Source organism: Streptomyces sp. SDr-06 (genome assembly GCF_003324565.1).
In the GTDB taxonomy this organism is placed as follows: Bacteria; Actinomycetota; Actinomycetes; order Streptomycetales; family Streptomycetaceae; genus Streptomyces.
Genome location: NZ_QOLA01000013.1, coordinates 192377 through 213739, shown reverse-complemented (window position 1 = coordinate 213739; position 21363 = coordinate 192377). Strand labels below are relative to the sequence as shown.

The 21363-nt window shown below is 70.7% G+C and carries 20 protein-coding genes; 8 read left to right on the top strand and 12 right to left on the bottom strand.

Annotated features, from left to right (window positions below):
• Window positions 1–12: 12 nt before the first annotated feature.
• The 5 genes from DT019_RS25185 to DT019_RS25165 all read right to left on the bottom strand — a co-directional run bounded on the left by DT019_RS25185 (window position 13) and on the right by DT019_RS25165 (window position 5276).
• Window positions 13–1032 (bottom strand): PhlD, encoded by a 1020-nt coding sequence (locus DT019_RS25185; protein WP_223279743.1) that lies wholly within the window; start codon window positions 1030–1032, stop codon window positions 13–15.
• Window positions 1033–1764: 732 nt separating this feature from the next.
• Entirely contained in the window at window positions 1765–2784 is a 1020-nt protein-coding gene (locus DT019_RS25180; protein WP_189389911.1) for a hypothetical protein, read from the bottom strand.
• A gap of 86 nt (window positions 2785–2870) precedes the next feature.
• Window positions 2871–3860 (bottom strand): ABC transporter substrate-binding protein, encoded by a 990-nt coding sequence (locus DT019_RS25175; protein ID WP_114039165.1) that lies wholly within the window; start codon window positions 3858–3860, stop codon window positions 2871–2873.
• 63 nt (window positions 3861–3923) lie between these two features.
• Window positions 3924–4592: an ABC transporter permease gene (locus DT019_RS25170; protein ID WP_114039164.1), complete on the bottom strand. Its 669-nt coding sequence runs from the start codon at window positions 4590–4592 to the stop codon at window positions 3924–3926.
• 3 nt (window positions 4593–4595) lie between these two features.
• Window positions 4596–5276: an ABC transporter permease gene (locus DT019_RS25165; RefSeq protein ID WP_114039163.1), complete on the bottom strand. Its 681-nt coding sequence runs from the start codon at window positions 5274–5276 to the stop codon at window positions 4596–4598.
• 135 nt (window positions 5277–5411) lie between these two features.
• Here DT019_RS25165 and DT019_RS25160 point away from each other — a divergent pair, with 135 nt between their 5' ends.
• Entirely contained in the window at window positions 5412–6557 is a 1146-nt protein-coding gene (locus DT019_RS25160; protein ID WP_114039162.1) for an ABC transporter ATP-binding protein, read from the top strand.
• Here the strand turns inward: DT019_RS25160 and DT019_RS25155 are convergent.
• Entirely contained in the window at window positions 6544–7656 is a 1113-nt protein-coding gene (locus tag DT019_RS25155) for an alpha/beta hydrolase (RefSeq protein ID WP_114039161.1), read from the bottom strand. The two genes, DT019_RS25160 and DT019_RS25155, sit on opposite strands and share 14 nt — an antisense overlap.
• 150 nt (window positions 7657–7806) lie before the next feature.
• On the opposite strand from DT019_RS25155, the gene DT019_RS25150 reads away from it, so the two are divergent.
• Window positions 7807–9648 (top strand): phosphatidylglycerol lysyltransferase domain-containing protein, encoded by a 1842-nt coding sequence (locus tag DT019_RS25150; protein ID WP_114039160.1) that lies wholly within the window; start codon window positions 7807–7809, stop codon window positions 9646–9648.
• Window positions 9649–10074: 426 nt separating this feature from the next.
• Here DT019_RS25150 and DT019_RS25145 read toward each other — a convergent pair whose 3' ends face one another.
• Window positions 10075–11550 carry an MFS transporter gene (locus DT019_RS25145; RefSeq protein WP_223279742.1) on the bottom strand — a complete coding sequence of 492 codons (1476 nt, stop codon included), beginning with the start codon at window positions 11548–11550 and terminating at the stop codon, window positions 10075–10077.
• A gap of 146 nt (window positions 11551–11696) precedes the next feature.
• Here DT019_RS25145 and DT019_RS25140 point away from each other — a divergent pair, with 146 nt between their 5' ends.
• From DT019_RS25140 to DT019_RS25115, 6 genes are all read left to right on the top strand, one after another.
• Window positions 11697–12158 carry a MarR family winged helix-turn-helix transcriptional regulator gene (locus DT019_RS25140; protein WP_223279741.1) on the top strand — a complete coding sequence of 154 codons (462 nt, stop codon included), beginning with the start codon at window positions 11697–11699 and terminating at the stop codon, window positions 12156–12158.
• A gap of 16 nt (window positions 12159–12174) precedes the next feature.
• Window positions 12175–13035, top strand: coding sequence for a dihydropteroate synthase (folP, locus tag DT019_RS25135; protein ID WP_114039159.1), 861 nt, complete (start codon window positions 12175–12177; stop codon window positions 13033–13035).
• Window positions 13032–13493, top strand: a complete 462-nt coding sequence (locus tag DT019_RS25130; protein ID WP_114039158.1) for a nuclear transport factor 2 family protein — start codon at window positions 13032–13034, stop codon at window positions 13491–13493. Before folP ends, DT019_RS25130 begins: the two co-directional genes overlap by 4 nt.
• Window positions 13494–13690: 197 nt before the next feature.
• A complete protein-coding gene (folB, locus tag DT019_RS25125; RefSeq protein WP_114039157.1) occupies window positions 13691–14050 on the top strand; it encodes a dihydroneopterin aldolase in 360 nt (119 codons plus the stop codon).
• Window positions 14047–14658: a 2-amino-4-hydroxy-6-hydroxymethyldihydropteridine diphosphokinase gene (folK, locus tag DT019_RS25120; RefSeq protein ID WP_114039156.1), complete on the top strand. Its 612-nt coding sequence runs from the start codon at window positions 14047–14049 to the stop codon at window positions 14656–14658. Before folB ends, folK begins: the two co-directional genes overlap by 4 nt.
• A gap of 109 nt (window positions 14659–14767) precedes the next feature.
• Window positions 14768–15247 carry a DUF3180 domain-containing protein gene (locus DT019_RS25115; protein WP_114039155.1) on the top strand — a complete coding sequence of 160 codons (480 nt, stop codon included), beginning with the start codon at window positions 14768–14770 and terminating at the stop codon, window positions 15245–15247.
• Window positions 15248–15365: 118 nt separating this feature from the next.
• Here DT019_RS25115 and folE read toward each other — a convergent pair whose 3' ends face one another.
• The 5 genes from folE to DT019_RS25090 form a co-directional block, all read right to left on the bottom strand.
• A complete protein-coding gene (gene folE / locus DT019_RS25110; RefSeq protein ID WP_114039154.1) occupies window positions 15366–15971 on the bottom strand; it encodes a GTP cyclohydrolase I FolE in 606 nt (201 codons plus the stop codon).
• 114 nt (window positions 15972–16085) lie between these two features.
• Entirely contained in the window at window positions 16086–18110 is a 2025-nt protein-coding gene (ftsH, locus tag DT019_RS25105; RefSeq protein WP_114039153.1) for an ATP-dependent zinc metalloprotease FtsH, read from the bottom strand.
• A 202-nt stretch (window positions 18111–18312) separates the two neighbouring features.
• Entirely contained in the window at window positions 18313–18852 is a 540-nt protein-coding gene (gene hpt / locus DT019_RS25100) for a hypoxanthine phosphoribosyltransferase (protein ID WP_053731222.1), read from the bottom strand.
• A gap of 75 nt (window positions 18853–18927) precedes the next feature.
• On the bottom strand, window positions 18928–19998 hold the full coding sequence (gene tilS, locus DT019_RS25095) for a tRNA lysidine(34) synthetase TilS (protein ID WP_114039152.1): 1071 nt from the start codon (window positions 19996–19998) through the stop codon (window positions 18928–18930).
• 218 nt (window positions 19999–20216) lie between these two features.
• Window positions 20217–21356, bottom strand: a complete 1140-nt coding sequence (locus DT019_RS25090) for a zinc-dependent metalloprotease (protein WP_114039151.1) — start codon at window positions 21354–21356, stop codon at window positions 20217–20219.
• Between the last annotated feature and the right edge of the window lie 7 nt (window positions 21357–21363).

The following is a 21363-nucleotide window of genomic DNA, read 5'->3' as shown; positions in this document are numbered from 1 at the left end:
CCGGGGGCGCGGTCAGTCGGACCAGTGACCGCGCGCCGCCGCCAGGACGAAACCCGGCCCGAAGGCCATGATCAGGCCCGCGGCGTCGGCCGCCGGCGGCTGGGCGAACGTACGGGACAGCACGTCCAGGACCGCGGAACCGCCCAGGTTCCCGTTGCGGGCGAGGCTGTCCCAGGCGTGCCGCAGGGCCCCGCCCTCGCGTTCGCCGTCCAGCTTCAGGCCCGCGGCCGTGTCGTCGAGGATCCGCGGCCCGCCGGGGTGGACCACCGCGAAGTCGAGCGGCCGGGCGTCCGGTGTGAGCCACTCTCTGAGCGCGGGCAGGCAGTCGTTGAAGGAGGCGGCCGCCGCGCGGGTGGAGTCGAAGTGCAGCCCCGCGCCGCTCAGCCTGCCCCGGTAGCGGTCGGCGCTGTCGGGCAGCACGTACTCGAAGGTGTCCTCGACGACGAAGCTCGGCCCCGCCCAGGCGGGCCGCGCGGTGACGACGGTGGCGGCGGCGCCGTCCCCGAACAGGACCTTGTAGACCATCGATTCGAGGCTGGTGTCCTCGTGGTTGTACGTCGCCGCCGACAGGCACTCGGAGGCGACGACCAGGACGTTGGCACCCGGGTGGGCGACGAGGTCCTGGTGGGCGCGGACCAGTCCCTGCGCGCCGCCCGCGCAGCCGACCGTGCCCATGGGGTGGCGCCGCACGTCGGACCGCAGGCCCAGTTCGGCGACCAGGTGGACATCGAGGGAGGGCACCGACCAGGACGTGGTGTGGCTGGTGACGATCGCGTCGATGTCCCCGGGCCGCAGCCGCGCCTGTGCCAGGGCCCGCCGCGCCGCCTCGGCCGCGAGGCCCAACGCGTCGTCGTAGGCCGCCTTGTTGCGCTCCTCGACCAACGCGTTTCCGGCCACAGTCGGCGCGGTCAGCGGCCGGGTGAAGTGCCTGGTGCGCACCGTGGTCGCCCGCGCCACCCGCAACATGGCCTCCAGGCGCGGGAGATCGCCGTGAACCCGGCGGATGTCGCTGCAGATCTCGTCTGTCGTCACAACGTTCCCCGGCAGCACGACAGAGGGAGGGGCTATGTGAGCGGGCACGGACGATCTCCCTCACGAATCGAAAACGGGCGGATCATCACCGTACGGCAGCTGGCCTGAATCAACCCTATAAATCCAAAAACTTGGTCAACTGGTCGGCGGCGCTTGGGCACCCGGGCCACGGCTCGCGAGGGACTCGCCCGGTGTGTAGAGCACCAGCATGACCCGAGCACCGGCAGATGTAACCGGCCCGGCAGCACACGGCGTCACCCAACCCGCGCCGAGCACCGCGCTGTTGGGCTTCCCACTGCGAGATCCCAGGAGTTGGCCCAGCCGCCGGGGGCCTCCTGCACTCCCGTCCGGGCCGGAGGCACACGGCGCCGAGGGCGGCGCGGTCCGTGGCGAGGGAGGGGCACGGGGAGCGCCCTGAGTCGTGGGGGCGGTCGTGGGGGGCGGTCGAGGGGCGCGCCGCGGGCGGGGGATCACTCATCTGCACCCGTGCCCCCTGGAAAGGGGGCGGGGCCCCCGACCACAATGGCTCCGCGGGCCGGCTCGGGGGAGGGGCCCGCCGGACGCCGACTGCCCCGCGCGTCCGGGCTCTGCGGCCGGTACCGACACTCGCCACGATGAGCGGCCTCGGTACCGCCCGCAGACCTCGTTCCGGACCCACTTGGGCCCCGATCCACTCGCCGGACGCGCCCGGCCCCCGGCGCGGGGGCCGGCGGCCCTTCGCGCGCGAGCCGCCTACGAGATCGCGGTACGCAGCTCCGCCACGTCCAGCTGTTCCGTCTCGTCGTGCGCGGTCAGGTCGATGACCTCGCCGACGACCTTCGCGGGGCCCTGCTGCGCCCGTTCCGCCAAGACCTCCTCGCCCACCACGTCGGCGAGGTCCTCGTCCTGGACGGCCTCGATCGCGGCCGCCGCCGTCCGCTCGGCGGCCGGGGCGCTCTGCCCGGCGCCCGTGCCGAAGAAGTCGAAGCTGCCTTCGGGGCGGACCGCCCGGCGGGCGAGATAGGGGACCACGGCGGCGGCCACCGGCGCGGGCGCCGCGGGCAGTTCGGCCTGGCGGGGCTTGGCGGTGAGGGCGGCCGCCGGGCGGGTGTGCTCCCCGCTGCCGGGGGCCGCCGCGGGCTTCCCCTGCGGCTCCTCCGCCTCCCGGGACTCGGTGCGGGCCTGCGCCGCGTCGGCCTCGGCCCGCGCCTTCGCCTGGCGTTCGGCGCTGAGCGAGAGGCGCTCCAGGGCGCGCGCGGCCGCGAGGTAGGAGTCCGCCGTCGGCAGACCGGCCGACGGCGCCAGGGCCTTGGGGCCGGTCGACTCCAGGGCGAGCCGGCGCCGGCCTTCCAGGGCGCTGGCCCGCTCGGTCTCGGCATTGGCGTAGCGCCGCAGCAGGGCCGCGTGCTCGCCGCGCAGCCCGGCCAGCTCCATGCGCTTGGTGCGCAGCTTGGCGTCGAGGCGGCCGCGCAGCTCGCGCGACTCCTCCAACTCGGTCTCCAGCTCGGCGATCCGCTCCTCGGTGCGCCACTGGTCGGCGGCGCGCGAGCGGGTCAGCTCGGCGACGCGCCGGCCCGCGGCCCGGTCCCAGGCGCGCATGAGCACCGAGCCGGTGACGCAGGCCGCCGCGGCCGCGGCGGCCAACGCCCGCAGAACCGCCGGCTGATCGAAGAGCCAGGCGCCACCGGCGCAGATGACCGAGACGCCGGCGACGGCCGACGGCTGGAGGAGCCGGTGCAGCGGAGGGGAATGACGGTGGCGTCCACGTGGCATGGCCTGAAATTTACCGTGCGTAGACGTCACATGGACCCCCGCCCGCCAATCTGTTCCCCTGTAGTTACTCCGATCGCCAAATTCGGCTACTTCTTGATCAGCCCCTTCGACTGGAGATAGGCCTTCGCGACATCGGCCGGCTTGGACCGCTCGGCGTCCACCTTGCGGTTGAGATCGACCAGATCGGCCGTCGTCAGGGCCTTGGTGAGCTTGCCGAGCGCGTCGGCTATCTCCGGTCCGCCCGCGTCCTTGGCATTGACGACCGGCAGCACGTTGTCCGCGTTCTGCAGCTTCTTGTCGTCCTGGAGCAGGACGAGCCCGTAGGTGTCCAGGGTCGCGTCGGTCGTGGTGGTCAGCACCAGCTGGTCCACCCCGTCCTTGACGGCCTGCTTGGCCTGCGGGGTGCCGACGCCCTTGGGGTCGATGCCGGTGACGTCGATGCCGTACTTGGAGGTCAGACCCGGCTCGCAGAATGGCCGGATCTTGCACTCGTCACCGGCGGCGATCTTCACCTTGGCCTTCGACGTGCCCAGGTCCGAAAGGGACTTGAGGTTGTTCTTGGCGGCGAATTCCTTGGTCACCGCGAACGCGTTCTGATCCACCGCCTCACCGGAGGGCAGAACCTTCAGTCCGCGCGGACCGGCGAGCTTGGTCAGTTCGGCCACGGTGGCCGTGACGTCGCCGGAGGCCAGGGGCTTCGCGTTGGCGCCGTTCACCTTGGCATTGAGGAATTCGGTGAGCGTGGCCGCGTATTCCGGCACGACGTCGATCTCGCCCTTCTCCAGGGCGGGTTCGTACAGTTCGCGGTTCTTCACCGTGGTGACCGACGTCGAGTACCCCGCGTCGGCCAGGACCTGCGCGTACAGCTCCGCGAGGACCGCGGACTCGGTGAAGCCGGCCGCGCCGATCACCAGGGACCCCTTCTTCCCCCCGCCCGTACTGCTGGAGCCGCCCGAGGCGCTCGAACCGCTCTTGTCCTTGCTCTTCTCCAGGCTGTCGCCGCCGCACGCGGCGAGCGAGCCCGCCAGCGCCAGCGTGCCGAGCACCGCACCGGCCGTACGCAGGGTCTTGCTCATGAAGGTCCACCATCCAGAAGACGTTGCGGGATCACAGGTGTTGCCGACTCACGGGTCACGGGGTCACGAGCGCTTGCGCAGGGGGCTGAAGAGGCGGTCCACCGCGACCAGGGCACCCTCCACCAGCAGGGCGAGCGCCGCCACGAGCATCGCCCCGGCCACCACCTGCGGGGTGTTGTACACCGCGAATCCCTCGGTGACGATCCGGCCGAGCCCGCCGAGACCGGCCATCGCGGCGATCGTCGCGGTGGCGATGATCTGCACCGCCGCAGAGCGGAGCCCGGTCATGATCAGCGGATAGGCCAGCGGCAGCTCGACCTGGAGGAAGAGCTGACGCCCCGACATCCCCATGCCGCGGGCCGCCTCCACCGCCGCCCGGTCCACCTCGCGCATGCCGACGTAGGCGTTGGTCAGCAGCGGTGGCACCGCGAAGAGCACCAGGGCGATCACCGTGGGCAGATAGCCCGCGTTGCGCAGCGGCGTCACCATGAACAGGGCGAGCACCGCGAAGACGGGGATGGCCCGGCCGACGTTGGAGATGTTGACGGCGAGCGCGCCGCCCCTGCCGATGTGGCCGAGCCACAGCGCGAGCGGCAGGGCGACCAGGCAGGACACGACCAGGGCGAGCGCGCTCACGTACACGTGCTCTCCGAGCCGGTGCCAGGCGCCGTCCTCCCCCGACCAGTTGGCGCCGGTGGTCAGCCACGTCCAGGCCTGTGTGAAGACTCCCATCGCTCAGCCCGCCTTCGCCGTACGGATCCGGGTCCACGGCGTGAGCAGCCACTGGATCCCGAGGAGCAGCAGGTCGGCGGCTATGGCGAGCGCCACGCACAGCACGGAGGCGGTGAGGATCTGCGCCTTGAAGAAGGTGGGCAGGCCCTGCTCGATGAGGTTGCCGAGGCCGCCGTGGTCGACGAGCGAGCCGATCGTGGTCAGCGCGACCGTGGCCACCGTGGCGATCCTGAGCCCGGCCATCAGCGCGGGCAGGGCGAGCGGCAGCTCGACCTCGAACAGCAGCCGTATCCGCCCGTACCCCATGCCGCGGGCCGCCTCCAGCGCGTCGGAGGGCACCGATTCGAGCCCGGCCAGGATGTTCCGTACGAGAATCGTCAGCGAGTACAGCACCAGGCCCGTGATCACCAGGCCCGCCGAGAGGCCGAAGACCGGGAGCAGCAGGGCGAACATCGCGAGCGACGGGATCGTGTAGAGCACGGTCGTCAGGCCCAGGACCGTGGCCGCCACCGACTTGCGCCCGCGCGCGAGCAGCGCGAGGGGGAAGGCGATGAGCAGGCCGATCAGCACCGACACCGCGGTGATCCAGATGTGCTGGACCGTGGCGTCGGTCAACTCCTGGCTCCGGGAGCTGACGTACTCCCAGCAGATCCAGTCGTTCGCCGCCAGACAGTTCTGCGCCACTCCCCCACCTCCCCCTGGTGTTCGATCCGTACTCCAGGACCCTATCCCCGACCACTGACAATCGCCTCGGGCCTTCGCAGTACAGCAACATGGGCTTCACACAAGCGCGCCAGCCAGCCTTCACAATGGGGAACCATGATCCGGTTCGAGCACGTCACCAAGCGGTACGCCGACGGCACCACCGCCGTGGACGACCTGTCCTTCGAGGTGGCCGAGGGGGAACTGGTCACCCTGGTCGGCCCGTCGGGGTGCGGCAAGACCACCACGATGAAGATGGTCAACCGGCTCATCGAGCCGACCGACGGTCGGATATTCCTGGACGGCGAGGACATATCGACCGTCGATCCCGTCCAGCTGCGGCGCCGCATCGGCTATGTGATCCAACAGGTCGGGCTGTTCCCGCACAAGACGGTCCTGGAGAACACCGCGACCGTGCCGCACCTGCTCGGCGTCAAGAAGGCCGCCGCCCGTGAGCGCGCGGCCGAGCTGCTCGACCTGGTCGGGCTCGACCCGAAGACGTACGGCTCGCGCTACCCGGAGCAGCTCTCCGGTGGTCAGCGCCAACGCGTGGGCGTGGCAAGGGCGTTGGCGGCCGACCCGCCCGTGCTGCTGATGGACGAGCCGTTCGGTGCGGTCGACCCGGTGGTGCGCGAGCGCTTGCAGAACGAGTTCCTCAGGCTCCAGTCGCAGGTGCGCAAGACGGTCCTGTTCGTCACCCACGACATCGAGGAGGCGGTCCGCCTCGGCGACCGCATCGCCGTCTACGGGCAGGGTGCCATCGAGCAGTTCGACGCCCCCGCCGCCGTGCTCGGCGCCCCCGCCACGCCCTACGTCGCGGACTTCGTCGGCGCCGACCGGGGCCTCAAGCGCCTCTCGGTGACCCCCATCGAGGAGAGCGACCTGGAGCAGCCGCCCGTGGTCCACCTCGACGACCCGCTGCCCGCCGACATCGCGCGCTGGGCGGTCGTCCTGGACGGCGAGGACCACCTGCACGGCTGGATCTCCGCCGAGCAGGCCCGGCACGGCACGGGCACGGTCCGCGAGCACGCCCGGCGCATGGAGGCCTGGCTGCCGGTGGGCGCCTCGCTCAAGCAGGCCTTCGCCACGATGCTCCAGCACGACGCGGGCTGGATCGCGGTGATCGACCGCGAGGAGCGGGGCCGCTTCCTCGGCGTGCTGACCCCGGCCCGGCTCCACGAGGCGCTGCGCCGCTCCATCGACGCGGACGCGCAGGCGGTGCCCCGGACCGAGGTGACGGTCGAGTCGGTCAGCTCGCGCTGAGCCGCCCGCTGATCCACTCCAGGGCCGGCGGGATCTCGCGGCGCCAGGTGTTGAAGTTGTGGCCGCCGCTGTCGAGGGTGATGGAGGAGACGCGCCCGGGCGCCTTCACCTTCGCTATGAAGGACTGGGTGGGCTTGAAGTTGTCCTCGCCGGTCAGCGAGCTCGTGACCAGGAAGGACGACTTGCCGGGCTTCAGGTGGTCCAGGCTCCACAGCAGGTTGGCCCGGTTCTCCTCCTTCTTGTTGCCGTGGAAGAGGTCACCCGTCGTCGGGTCGTCGGCCGCCTTGTAGTACGCCGACAGGCCGGCGCTCGCCGCGAACTGCTCCGGGTGGTGCATGCCGATCTTCAGGGCGCAGTAGCCGCCGGTCGAGTTGCCGATGAAGCCCCAGTTCTGGGGCTTGGTGCCGACCCGGTAGTTCGCGGAGATCGCGCCCGGCACGTCCTTGGCGAAGAACGTCTCGGTCTGCGGGCCGTTGGGTATGTCCACGCACTCGGTGTCCCGCTGGCCCGCCACCGTCGGGCGCATCATGATCAGGATCATCGGCTGCATCTTCTTCTGCTTGGCCTGCGCCCACGCGGTCTTCGGGTACCGCAGGCCCTTGAGCAGGTTCTCGGCGGTGCCCGGGTAGCCGGTCAGCACGATCGAGGCGGGGAAGGTCTTGTTCTCGTACGCCTTCTGGAAGTACTCGGGGGGCAGGTAGACGTAGGCCGGGCTCGTGATCTTCGACTTCTCCCCGGCCAGCACGATCTTCTGGATCTCGCCGCCCAGCTGCGGCTTGCCCGCGCCCGGGGTGTCCGGCTTCTGCTTGCCGACGACCTGGATGTTCTTGCCGCCCGCCGAGTGGTCGACGACCTTGCCCATGTCCTGCTCCTGCCCGAACAGGTCCGCCCAGGATCCGTAGAACAGGAACGAGTTGTTGGCGGCCAGACCGACCGAGGCGAAGATCGCCAGCTGGGTCGCGAGGAGCAGCCCGACGCGGCCCGCCACGGCCTTCCAGCTGCGCCGCGCCAGGCGCGGCCACAACCAGATCGTGACCGCGAACAGCACTACCGCCAGGAACACGGCGAGTGCCAGAACCTTGTTGCTCGTGAGACCCATGAGTCGATGAAACTTTCTGGCTGAGATTTTCCTGAGACCGAGGGAACCCGCCCCCCACAAGTCCCGTCCTAGAGGGCGCAAATTGTCCGGCTGGACGGTGTGGACGCCGTCCCCCGGCCAACTGAATCTCTCGCGGAGTCACGGGAAGCGATGTCTGTCAGGATAGATGGGGACAAAAACGGATCGGTTCCGACTCGTGTACGAAAGGTCCTCCGCGGGCCGCGCCCCGAGTCGGTTCCCAAGGTGGTCGGTACGGCCTGCTCTGTCGTGGGCCTCCTGGACGTAGCGGCCGGAGTCTTCGATCGCGTCCGGCACAGTCGGTTCCACACCGTGAGCGAGGTGCTGCCGGGGACCTTCGGCCCGTTCGCGGCGGCCGTGGCGCTCTGCGCCGGCATTCTCCTGCTGCTCCTCGCGCACGGCCTGAAGCGCCGCAAGAGGCGGGCCTGGCGGGCCGCCGTGGTGCTGCTGCCGATCGGCGCGGTGGCCCAGTTCTGGTACCGGCACTCCGTCGTCGGGGTGCTGATCTCATTGGTACTTCTCACGCTGCTGGTCCGCCACCGGAGCGAGTTCACCGCGCTGCCCGACCCGCGCAGCCGCTGGAAGGCGGTGGCGAACTTCTTCCTGATGGGCGCCGGCTCGCTGGGCCTGGGCCTGGTGATCGTGAGCGTGCACCCCAACCGCACGGTCGGCAACCCGAGCATCGTGGACCGCATCCAGCACGTGATGTTCGGCCTCTTCGGCTTCGAGGGCCCGGTCGAGTACCAGGGCAAGACGAGCTGGACCGTCGGCTACTCGCTCGGCGCGCTCGGCCTGCTCACCGCGGTCACCACGATCTACCTGGCCTTCCGGCCCGAGCACCCGGCGGCCCGCCTCACCCAGGACGACGAGCACAAGCTGCGCGACCTGCTCGCCAAGCACGGCGCCCGCGACTCGCTCGGCCACTTCGCGCTGCGCCGCGACAAGGCCGTCGTCTTCTCGCCCAGCGGCAAGGCGGCCGTCACCTACCGCGTGGTCTCCGGTGTGATGCTCGCCTCGGGCGACCCGATCGGCGACGTCGAGGCCTGGCCCGGCGCCATCGAGCGGTTCATGGACGAGGCCAAGGCCCACTCCTGGACCCCTGCGGTCGTCGGCTGCTCGGAGACCGGCGGCGAGGTCTGGACCCGCGAGACCGGCCTGGACGCCCTGGAGCTGGGTGACGAGGCGGTGGTGGACGTCGCGGATTTCTCCCTCGCCGGACGCGCGATGCGGAACGTACGCCAGATGGTCAAGCGCATCGAGCGCAATGGCTACGAAACCCGCGTACGGCGCGTTCGTGACCTCTCCGACGGCGAGCTCGAGCGCATCCGCCGGGCCGCCGAGGACTGGCGCGGCACCGACACCGAGCGCGGCTTCTCGATGGCGCTCGGCCGCATCGGTGACCCCAACGACGGCGACTGCGTGATCGCGACGGCCCACAAGGCCGACGAGGAGGGCGAGGCCCCCTCCCCCTACGGCGACCTGAAGGCCATCCTGCACTTCGTCCCCTGGGGCAAGGACGGAATGTCGCTGGAGATGATGCGCCGCGACCGCTCGGCCGACCCCGGCATGAACGAGCTCCTGATCGTGGCCTCCCTCCAGGCCTGCGAGAAGATCGGCGTGCGTCAGGTCTCGCTGAACTTCGCGATGTTCCGCTCGGCGCTCGCGCGCGGCGAGAAGATCGGCGCGGGGCCGGTCCTGCGGATGTGGCGCGGTCTGCTGGTCTTCCTGTCCCGCTGGTTCCAGATCGAGTCGCTGTACAAGTTCAACGCGAAGTTCCAGCCGCGCTGGGAGCCGCGCTTCATGGTCTACCGGGCCCACGCGGACCTGCCCCGCATCGGCTTCGCCGTGATGCAGGCCGAGGGCTTCGTGAACCTGGGCCTGCCGGGTCCGCTCGCGCGGCTCACCCGGGCGGCCCGGGGAGAGCGGGCGTGCGCGCACGCGACCCCCTCGGAGCGAGAGGTAAGCGCGGCGTAACCCCGCCCCGCGAACCCCGGCCCCGGGTCCCCTTGCGGGGGCTTGGGACCGGGGTTTCGTGTTCCCGGCGGGGCTGGGCCTCGGCTTCCCCGGGGGCCAGAGGGGGTGCGCTGGGGCTCTGCCCCAGACCCCGGGAGGCCCCTCCCCGCCCCTTCCCTAAACCCGCCGGGGGGTGTCATTCGGTTGCGGACCGTGCCCGCTTCTCGCGCAGTTCCCCGCGCCCCTTGGCGGCATGATGCTGGCCCGCATGAGCGTCCTCAGCCCGTCCGGCGTTTGAGGACGAGCGCCCTTAAGGCGCGAACGGGGTCTGGGGCGGAGCCCCAGGAACGCCTTCAACCCCCGGAGGGTTTCGGGAAGGGGCGGGGTGGGGGCCCTCCGGGGCCCGGGGCTGAGCCCAGGGGGTTTTGGGGGGCCACCCCCGAGGGGTCAGGCCCGCTCCAGCTCCGGCTCCGACGGCTCCGCCGAGGACGCGGTGACCCGCCGCACGCGGGACCGGTCGGAGGACAGCCCCACCAGCGCCACCCCCACGACCAGCACGAACGCGATCCCCGCCAGCGCGAACGACAGCGTGAACTGGCTCTCGGCAGGCAGCGGAGGAACACCCTTCGGCAGCCCGGAGATCACCTTCGACGCGAGCAGCGACGTGATCACGGCACTGGCGATCGCGGAGCCCACCGAGCGCGAGATGGAGTTGATGCCGTTCGCGATGCCCGTCTGGTGGTGCGGGACGCTGGCCACGATGAGCGCGGGCATCGCGGCGTACCCGAAGCTGATCGCGGCGCCGATCAGCATGCCCGCGAGGATCACGGACGCCGTCGAGTCGTGCGCCCCGGTCAGCCAGGCGAAGCCCAGGACGCCGAAGGCCGCACCCGCCGCGAGCGTGAAGCGCGCGCCGATCCGCCCGACCAGCTGCCCGCCGAGCGGGGCGGCGATGAGCGAGATGAGCGTGGTCGGCAGCAGGTACTCGACGGAGGCGCGCAGGACGGACGCCGAGAAGCCGTAGCCCGTCAGTCTGTCCGGCATCTGCACCAGGTACGAGACGCCAATGAACTGCGAGAACATCGCGAAGCCGAGGAGCAGCCCGGCCAGGTTGGTGAAGAGCACCGGCCGGTGCGCGAACATCCGCATGTCCACCATGGGCTCGGCGACCTTGCGCTCGACCAGGACCCAGACCCCGGCCATCACGACGGCGCCGACGAAGAGCCCGATCGTACGGGCGGAGCCCCAGCCCCACTCGTGGCCCTGCGAGATCGGCAGCAGGAGCAGCACCAGGAAGGCGGCCAGGGTGGCGGCGCCGAGCCAGTCGGTGCGTCCGCCCGTCTTCGTACGGGAGGCCGGTACGACCACGACGACCGCGATCAGGGCGAGGACCGCGAGGATCACGGCGAGCCAGAACACCCGGTGGTAGTCGGGGTGCGAGCCCTGCGTGAGCAGCCCCGCGCCGACGAGGGCGAGACCGCTGCCGAACGCCAGGGTGCCGCTGACCAGCGCCATCGCGCCGTGCAGCTTCTGCGGCGGGATCTCCTCGCGCAGCACGGAGAGGGCCAGCGGGAAGATCGCGGTGGCCGCGCCCTGGAGCACCCGGCCGATGATCAGCAGGGTGAGCGAGCTGGTGGTGGCGGCGAGCACCGAGCCCGCGACCATGACCACGAGCACACCGATCAGGGTCGGCTTCTTGCCGTGCATGTCGCCGAAGCGCCCGAGCAGCGGGGTGAAGACGGCCGCCGAGAGCAGGGTCGCGGTGGTGACCCAGCTGACGCCCGAGGTGGTGGTGCCGAGATCGTTCTGGATGATCCCGAGGATCGGCACGACCAGGGTCTGCATCATCGAGACGACCATGGCGGCGAGGCCGAGCACCAGGACGAGGCCGGTACCGCCGCTGGGGCGTTGGTTAGTGGTCACTTTTTCTTCCGTGGGCAGATGGAGGTACTGAGGTACCGAGGTACTTGAGTTGATGGAAGCTTGATTACCTCAAGCAACTTAATGAAGGTAAACATCAAAGGTTGAGGTAGTCAAGTTTCACTCGAACCGCGGGTACAGTGGGCGGCATGCCTCCTGGAACCAGCCGCCCGACCGCCGTCGACAACGCCGCGCTCATGGATGCCATCTGGGACTCCCTGGCCGGCTTCTACGGCGACTTCACGTCGGCCGCCGCCGACGAGGGCCTCACCTCCAGCCAGGCCAAGACTCTGACCGTGCTGCGCCGCGGCCCCGCCTCCATGCGCTCGCTCGCCACCACGCTGCACTGCGACGCCTCGAACGTCACCGGGATCGTCGACCGCCTGGAGGCCCGCGCCCTGGTGCGCCGCGAACCGAGCCCGACCGACCGCCGCGTCAAGAACGTCGTCCTGACCGACGAGGGCCTCCAGGCCGTGGAGACCGTCCGCACCGGCATGCTCGCCACCCACTCCGCCCTGGACGCGCTGCCCGACGCCGACCGCGTCGCCCTGCACGAACTGCTCCAGCGGCTCTTCGCCACCCCCGCGAGTGGTCCGGGGACCTCCGCCTGACGCCTACGCTTGACGTATGAGTACGTTGAACGGGCGGGGGTCCGTCGAAGGCCTGCCCGAATGGGACCGCTGCGCGGTCATGGGCGTGGTCAACGTGACGCCCGACTCCTTCTCCGACGGCGGCCGGTGGTTCGACACCTCGACCGCGGTCAAGCACGGCCTCGACCTCGTCGCCGAGGGCGCCGACCTGGTCGACGTCGGCGGCGAGTCCACCCGCCCCGGCGCCTCCCGGGTCGACGAGGCCGAAGAGCTGCGCCGCGTCGTCCCCGTCGTGCGGGGCCTGGCCGCCGAGGGCGTCACCGTCTCCGTCGACACCATGCGCGCCCGCGTCGCCGAGCAGGCGATCGCCGCGGGCGCGGCTCTGGTCAACGACGTCAGCGGCGGACTCGCCGACCCCGCGATGGTCCCCGCCGTCGCCGCCACCGGCGCCCCCTTCGTGGTGATGCACTGGCGCGGCTTCAGCCAGGACATGAACAGCCGCGCGGTGTACGGGGACGTGGTGGCGGACGTCGTCGCCGAGCTCCGCCTGCGGATGGAGGCCGTCATCGAGGGCGGCATCGCCCCCGAGCGCCTCGTGATCGACCCCGGCCTCGGCTTCGCCAAGCAGGCCGCGCACGACCTCACCCTGGTCGCCCACCTCGCCGAACTGCGCGCGCTCGGCCGCCCCGTGCTGGTCGCCGCCTCCCGCAAGCGGTTCCTCGGCCACGTCCTGGCCGGCGACGAGGGCGCCCCGCCGCCCGCCCGTGAGCGCGACGCCGCCACCGCCGCCGTCTCCGCCATCGCCGCGCACGAGGGCGCCTGGGCGGTCCGCGTCCACGAGGTGCGGGCCACCGCCGACGCCGTCCGCGTGGCGCGCGCCGTCGAGGGCGCCCGGTGAGCCCGCGGACGGACATCGAGGCGGTCGAACGCGCCAACACCGCGTTCTACGAGACCCTGGAGCAGGGCGACTTCGACGAGCTCTCCGCGCTCTGGCTGGACGCCACCGAGGCCGGCGACACCGGGATCTCCTGCGTCCACCCGGGCTGGCCGGTGCTCTCCGGGCGCGGCGAGGTGCTGCGCTCGTACGCCCTGATCATGGCGAACACGGAGTACATCCAGTTCTTCCTGACCGATGTGAAGGTCGTCATCCTGGGCGACACCGCGCTGGTGACCTGCACCGAGAACATCCTCAGCGGCGGGCCCGCCGAGGAGGGCGGCGAGCTCGGCCCGCTCGTCGGCCAGCTCGTGGTCGCTACCAATGTGTTCCGCCGCACATCCGAGGGCTGGCGGCTCTGGTCCCACCACGGCTCCCCGGTGCTCGCCGAATCGGGCGACGAAGAGCCGGAAGAGGACTGAATCCGGGCACGATTGAGGGCTCGGGAGGATTGAATCCGGGGTCATCGGGTAGGGGCGGCTACCAGGCCTGTCAGGATCTGTCCATAGCCCCCGTGGGCGAGCACTGTCAGTGCCCGCAGGTAGATTCGATTGTGGGCACCGTGCCGCCCGCACGCGGCCGCATGTCCGTCTGACCAACGACAGCAGGAGTGATTCGCGTGGATCGTGTCGCGCTGCGCGGCCTCAAGGCCCGTGGGCACCATGGCGTCTTCCCCCGGGAACGCGAGGAGGGCCAGACCTTCATCGTGGACCTGGTGCTCGGCCTCGACACCCGCCCCGCGGCGGCGGACGACGACCTGGCGAAGACCGTGCACTACGGCGTGGTGGCCGAGGAAGTCGTGGACGTCGTCCAGGGCGAGCCCGTCGACCTGATCGAGACGCTCGCCGAGCGGATCGCCCAGCAGTGCCTCAAGCACGAAGGCGTCAAGGAGGTGGAGGTCGTCGTCCACAAGCCGGACGCGCCGATCACCGTCCCGTTCGACGACGTGACCATCACGATCACCCGGAGCCGAGTATGAGCGTGTATCCGCAGGGCGCCCAGAGCGACCCGACCGTACAGCCGGTGCCCGCCGCCGTGGTCGAGCAGGTGGACGCGGCCGACGTGACGCTCTCCAACCCGCGCCGGGCGGTCATCGCCCTCGGCTCCAACCTGGGCAACCGGCTCGAAACGCTCCAGGGCGCCATCGACGCCCTGGAGGACACCCCGGGCCTGCGCGTCAAAGCCGTCTCGCCGGTGTACGAGACGGAGCCCTGGGGCGTCGAGGCGGGCTCCCAGCCGTCGTACTTCAACGCGGTCGTCGTGGTGAAGACCACTCTGCCGCCGGCCTCGCTCCTGGAGCGCGGGCACGCGATCGAGGAGGCCTTCGACCGGGTCCGCGACGAGCGCTGGGGCCCCCGCACCATCGACGTGGACATCGTTGCCTACGCCGATGTCGTCTCCGACGACCCGGTCCTCACCCTGCCCCACCCCCGTGCCCACCAGCGGGCCTTCGTGCTCGCGCCCTGGCACGACGTGGAGCCCGAGGCCCAGCTGCCCGGCCACGGCTCGATCGCCGACCTGCTGACCGGCGTCGGCCGCGACGGCGTCCTGCCCCGCGCCGATCTGGAACTCCGTCTGCCCGAGTAGTCGTTACGCTTCTGAGGTCGACCACCAGGCGCTCCGCCCGCGCCCCCTCGGGGCCCGGTGGCGCACCCGACTTCGACAAGACACTCACAGACGCGAAGGGCACTACTCCGTGAAGCAACTGCGGCTTGGCGTACTGGCCGGACTGTTCGTCATCGCAGGGGTGCTCTCCTGGGCGGGCGCCCGGCTGTGGGACTCGGTCTCGACCCTGCCGAGCGTGCCCCTCGCGGCGCCCATCGTGCTCGGGGTGATCGCGGTCATCCTGCTCGCCACCGCCCTGTCCATCCGGGCCCGGCTGCGCGCCCAGCGCGAGCGCCGCCCGGGAGCGAAGGGCGTCGAGCCCCTGATGGCCGCCCGCGCGGTGGTCTTCGGCCAGGCCAGCGCGCTGGTCGCGGCCCTGGTGTGCGGGATGTACGGCGGCACCGGGGTCTATCTGCTGAGCTATCTCGACGTGCCGGCCCGCCGCGACCAGGCGATCTACGCCGGGTTCTCGGTGGTGGCCGGGATCGCGGTCGTCGCGGCCGCCCTCTTCCTCGAGCGGGTCTGCAAGCTCCCCGAGGACGAGGACGACACCACGGCGCCGGTCGCCTGACGCCTCGTCACCCCGAAACCGGAACGGCCCCGGCCACCTGTCCGTCAGGTGACCGGGGCCGTTCCGTGTGCCAACAGACAGGCAGGACAGGGAAGTCGGGCTTCGGTGTCCGGCGAGGTCAGCGGGCCATGATGAGGCTCATCGCCTCGCTGCGCGTCGCGGGGTCGCGGAGCTGGCCGCGCACCGCCGACGTCGTCGTCTTCGCGCCGGGCTTGCGTATGCCGCGTACCGACATGCACATGTGCTCGGCCTCGATCACCACGATCGCCCCGCGCGCGTCGAGGATGCGCATCAGGGAGTCCGCGACCTGGGTGGTGAGGCGCTCCTGCACCTGGGGCCTGCGGGCGAACACGTCCACCAGACGGGCCAGCTTCGACAGGCCGGTGATCTTGCCGGACTCGGCCGGGATGTAACCGACGTGGGCCACGCCGTGGAACGGCAGCAGATGGTGTTCGCACAGCGACACGATCTCGATGTCCTTCACCAGGACCATCTCGTCGTGCCCCAGGTCGAACGTCGTGGTCAGGACCTCCTCGGGCTCCTGCCGCAGACCCGCCAGAATCTCCCTGTACGCCCGCGCCACCCGCGCCGGGGTCTCCTGGAGGCCCTCCCGGTCCGGGTTCTCGCCGACGGCTATGAGGAGCTCGCGCACGGCGTTCTCGGCCCGCTTCTCGTCGAACTCGCCGATCTTGGCCTCGCCGTCCAGCGTCACCGGGTCGGTCATCTGTGCCTCGTTCCTCGACTGTCATCCATGCGCGTGGCCGGAAACACCCGCGCCCCCACAGGCTAAAACCTGGGGGGCGCGGTATGCATTCCGGGGCCCGTGCGGCCCTGGGGCTCAGCTCTCCGGACGGTCCTCGGGGGCCGGGACGGCCTCCGTGGGGGTGTCCAGCGGCGCGGAGCCATTGGCGGTGGTGGCGCCGTTGGTGAGCGCCAGCTCCTTGGGCGAGAGCACCGGCGGCCGCGTCGACGGCGTACGCCGCGAGGAGCCGGTCCAGGCCGGGCGGGCCGGCCGCTTGACGATGCCCGAGAAGACCTCGGCGATCTGCTCCTTGCCCAGGGTCTCCTTCTCCAGGAGCTGGAGGACCAGGTTGTCGAGGATGTCGCGGTTCTCGACCAGGATCTCCCAGGCCTCGTTGTGCGCCGTCTCGATGAGCTTCTTGACCTCTTCGTCGACGAGCGCCGCGACCTCTTCCGAGTAGTCGCGCTGGTGCGCCATCTCACGGCCCAGGAACGGCTCGGTGTTGTCGCCGCCGAACTTGATCGCGCCCAGACGCTCGGTCATGCCGTACTGCGTGACCATCGCACGGGCGGTGGCCGTGGCCTTCTCGATGTCGTTGGCCGCGCCCGTCGTCGGGTCGTGGAAGACGAGCTCCTCGGCCGCGCGCCCGCCCAGCATGTACGCCAGCTGGTCGAGCATCTCGTTGCGCGTGGTCGAGTACTTGTCCTCGTCCGGCAGGACCATGGTGTAACCCAGGGCCCGGCCGCGCGACAGGATGGTGATCTTGTGGACCGGGTCCGAGTTGGGGGAAGCCGCGGCGACCAGGGCGTGACCGCCCTCGTGGTACGCGGTGATCTTCTTTTCCTTCTCGGACATGATCCGCGTCCGCTTCTGCGGACCCGCCACGACGCGGTCGATCGCCTCGTCCAGCATCGAGTTGTCGATCAGCTTCTTGTCGCTGCGCGCCGTCAGGAGCGCCGCTTCGTTCAGCACGTTCGCGAGGTCGGCGCCGGTGAAGCCCGGGGTGCGCCGGGCGACGGCCGAAAGGTCGACGTCGGGCGCGACCGGCTTGCCCTTCTGGTGGACCTTGAGGATCTCCAGACGGCCCTGCATGTCCGGGCGGTCGACCGCGATCTGGCGGTCGAAACGGCCGGGGCGCAGCAGCGCCGGGTCGAGGATGTCGGGCCGGTTGGTGGCGGCGATCAGGATGACGCCGCCCTTCACGTCGAAGCCGTCCATCTCGACCAGCAGCTGGTTGAGGGTCTGCTCGCGCTCGTCGTGACCGCCGCCGAGGCCGGCGCCGCGGTGGCGGCCGACCGCGTCGATCTCGTCGACGAAGACGATCGCCGGGGCATTCGCCTTGGCCTGCTCGAAGAGGTCGCGCACACGCGAGGCGCCGACACCGACGAACATCTCGACGAAGTCGGAGCCGGAGATCGAGTAGAAGGGAACCCCTGCCTCACCCGCGACGGCGCGGGCGAGCAGCGTCTTGCCCGTACCGGGCGGGCCGTACAGCAGCACGCCCTTGGGGATCTTGGCGCCGACGGCCTGGAACTTCGCCGGCTCCTGGAGGAACTCCTTGATCTCGTGGAGTTCCTCGACGGCCTCGTCGGACCCCGCCACGTCGGCGAAGGTCGTCTTCGGGGTGTCCTTGGTGATGAGCTTGGCCTTGGACTTCCCGAAGTTCATGACTCGGGAGCCGCCGCCCTGCATCTGGTTCATCAGGAACAGGAAGACCACGACGATGAGGACGAAGGGGAGCAGGGACAGCAGGATCCCGAGGAACGGGTTCTGCTTGTCGGGCGAGACGGTGTACCCCTTGGGGATGTCACCGCCCTTCACTCCGGTCTGCAGCGAGTTGGCCATGTCGGTCGCCTGGGCGTCACCGATGTAGTTGGCCTGAACCTTGCTGCTGCCCTTGACCTTCTGGCCGTCCTTCAGGTCGATCTTGATGACCTGGCTGTCACCAGTGGTGATCTTGGCCTGTTCGACCTGCTTGTTGTTGATCGCCTGAACGACATCGGATGTGTCGACCGTCTTGTAGCCGCCCGACGAGCCGACGACCTGCATCAACACGACCACGGCGAGGACGGCCAGCACGATCCACATGACCGGCCCACGGAAGTATCGCTTCACGTCCATCCATACGGAGCGAGAACGCCCCGTCCCTCCTGCCCGTAGGTAAATGCTGCTGTGAGTGTGACTAAGACTGTGTGTAAAGACTGTTCTTCGGACGGTACCCCAGCATTGTCACCCGTGGTCGCACGGTACGGCTGACAAAGGGCCCTTCCCATGCTCCAACGGCGGGAGGCGGCCTGTGGTTCCCCGAACGGGCCGGGTTGCGTCAGCCGCCGTACACGTGCGGCGCGAGAGTGCCGACAAAGGGGAGGTTGCGGTACTTCTCGGCATAGTCGAGGCCGTAACCCACGACGAATTCATTGGGAATGTCGAAACCGATCCACTTCACGTCGATCGCGACCTTTGCGGCATCCGGCTTACGGAGCAGCGTGCACACCTCGAGGGAGGCGGGCTCGCGCGATCCGAGGTTGGAGAGCAGCCACGAAAGGGTCAGGCCCGAGTCGATGATGTCCTCGACGATCAGGACGTGCTTGCCCTTGATGTCGGTGTCGAGGTCCTTGAGGATCCGCACGACGCCCGAGGACTGGGTGCCGGCGCCGTACGAGGAGACGGCCATCCAGTCCATGGTCACCGGGGTGGACAGCGCGCGGGCCAGATCCGCCATGACCATCACGGCGCCCTTGAGGACGCCGACGATGAGCAGGTCCTTGCCCGCGTACTCCGCGTCGATCTTCCCGGCCAGCTCCGCCAGCTTCGCGTCGATCTCTTCCTTGGTGATGAGCACCGACTGGAGGTCGGTGCCCATGTCCTTCTCGTTCACCCGGGCCGCTTTCTTGGGGGTTCCGTTGTCCGTGGCGCGAGCCGAGTGACGTACGCGGTCTCAGCCCTGCCGAATGACCAGTCTGCCACCCTGCCGACGTGCCACGACGCGGCCCGGGAGATTGATGGCCCGCTGGCCGCGCCAGCCGGTGATCAGCTTGTCGACCTCTTCGACATGGCGGGCGAAGAGCGAACCAGCGGGTGAACCCGCCTCGATGACCGCCCGGCGCACGATGCGGCGGCGCACGGCGGGCGGCAGCGCGAACAGCTTCGCGCACTCCAGGAGCCCGGCGTCGTCCCGTACGGACGCGTCCGCCTGGAGGGCCCAGGCGTCCAGGGCGTCGGCGTCGTCGCGGGAGAGCTGGGCGGTGCGGGCGAGAGCCTCGACGACGCCCTTGCCGAGCGCCTTCTCCAGGGCGGGCAGGCCCTCCTGGCGCAGCCGGGAGCGGGTGTAGGCGGGGTCGGCGTTGTGCGGATCGTCCCAGACGGGCAGCGCCTGGACCATGCAGGCCTTGCGGGCGGTCTGGCGGTCGAGTTCCAGGAAGGGGCGCCGGTAGCGGCCCGCCGCCCCCGAGACGGCGGCCATGCCGGACAGCGAGCGTGTTCCGGAGCCGCGGGCGAGGCCGAGGAGCACCGTCTCGGCCTGGTCGTCGCGGGTGTGGCCGAGCAGGATCGCGGCGGCGCCGTGGCGCTCGGCGGCGGCGTCGAGGGCGGCGTAGCGGGCGTCCCGGGCGGCAGCCTCGGGCCCTCCCTCGCGGCCGACGTGAACGGTGATGGCCTCGGCGGGTTCGAGCCCCAGGCCGGCCATGCGCGAGACGACCTCGGCGGCCCGCAGGTCGGAACCGTGCTGGAGGCCGTGGTCGACGGTGATGCCGCCGGCGCGCAGCGAGAGCTTGCGGGATTCGAAGGCGAGCGCGGAGGCGAGCGCCATGGAGTCGGCGCCGCCGGAGCAGGCCACGAGCACCAGGGGCTCGGGCGGCGCGGTGCTCAGGCCGGACCCGGGACCGGCGGGAGCCCCCGCGGTCACGCCGACGGCGGCCCGCTCGTGGTCGCGGGAGTGTTCGTTCAGTACGTCGTGGAGTACGCGGCGAACCGCCAGGCGTATCGCTGCGACCGCAGGATGGGGACCCATGTCCGGTGCCCTTCGGTGAAGTTGGGGGTGCCTCTGGCGCGGAGAGGAGCGGGGGGAACAGAGGGAACAGGGGGAACAGGAGGGACGTTCAGTCACACAGAGTGCGTAGATGGTGACAGAACAGAGCCGTTACCCGAGCATTGCACGCCTACCCATGCCCCACGGTCCCTCGGATGGGTGATTCCCGCGTTGACACCCGCCCACCGGCGGCTTTTCGCTCAGGACTCCGCCTTGCGGTGCACGCGCGCGACCCAGTCCGCCGGCTTGGCGATCTCGGCCTTCGTGGGGAGCGTGTTCGGCGACGTCCACACCCGATTGAAGCCGTCCATGCCGACCTCGTCCACCACGGCCCGCACGAAGCGCTCGCCGTCGCGGTACTGGCGCAGCTTGGCGTCGAGGCCGAGCAGCTTGCGCAGCGCCATGTCGAGCCGGGAGGCCCCCTTGGCGCGGCGCTCCTTGAACTTCTCGCGGATCTCGCCCACCGAGGGCACGACCTGCGGCCCGACCCCGTCCATCACGTAGTCCGCGTGCCCTTCGAGGAGGGACATCACGGCGGTGAGCCGACCCAGGATCTCGCGCTGGGCCGGGGTCTGGACGAGCTCGACCAGGGAGCGCCCGCCCTCGCCCTCCTCGCCCTCGGGCCGGCTCCCGGCCAGCGACTGGGCGGCCTCACGCAGCCGCTCCAGGACGGTCATCGGGTCGACCTCGGTCTCGCCGAGGAATGACTGGATCTCACCCTCCAGGTGGTCGCGCAGCCAGGGCACCGCGGTGAACTGGGTGCGGTGGGTCTCCTCGTGGAGGCACACCCAGAGCCTGAAGTCGTGCGGCGCCACGTCGAGTTCGCGCTCGACGTGCACGATGTTGGGCGCCACGAGCAGCAGACGGCCCCCGCCGCCCGGCGCCGCCGGAAGGTCCCGGCCGGGGGGCGCGAAGGTCTCGTACTGGCCGAGGACCCGCGAGGACAGGAAGCTCAGCAGCATGCCCAGCTCGACGCCGGTGACCTTTCCGCCGACCGCGCCGAGCACGGCCCCGCCGGGGCTGTTCCCGCGGCGTTCCTGCATCTTGTCGAGCAAGGGCTTCAGCACCTCGCGGAAGCCCGCGACGTTGGCCCGCACCCAGCCGGCCCGGTCGACGACCAGAACCGGGGTGTCCTCCGGTTCGACGCCCTCCGGGATCATCCGGGTGAACGTACGCACGTGCTCCTCGGCGGCCTTGGCGTGCCGACGGAGCTCGGCGACGATCTCCCGTGCCTCGTCGCGGCTCACGTCGGGGCCCGGCCGCACCAGTCGGGTCGCGGTCGCGACCGCGAGGTTCCAGTCGACCATCCCAGAGGTACCTGCACCGCCGATGCCAGTCATGCGTCAA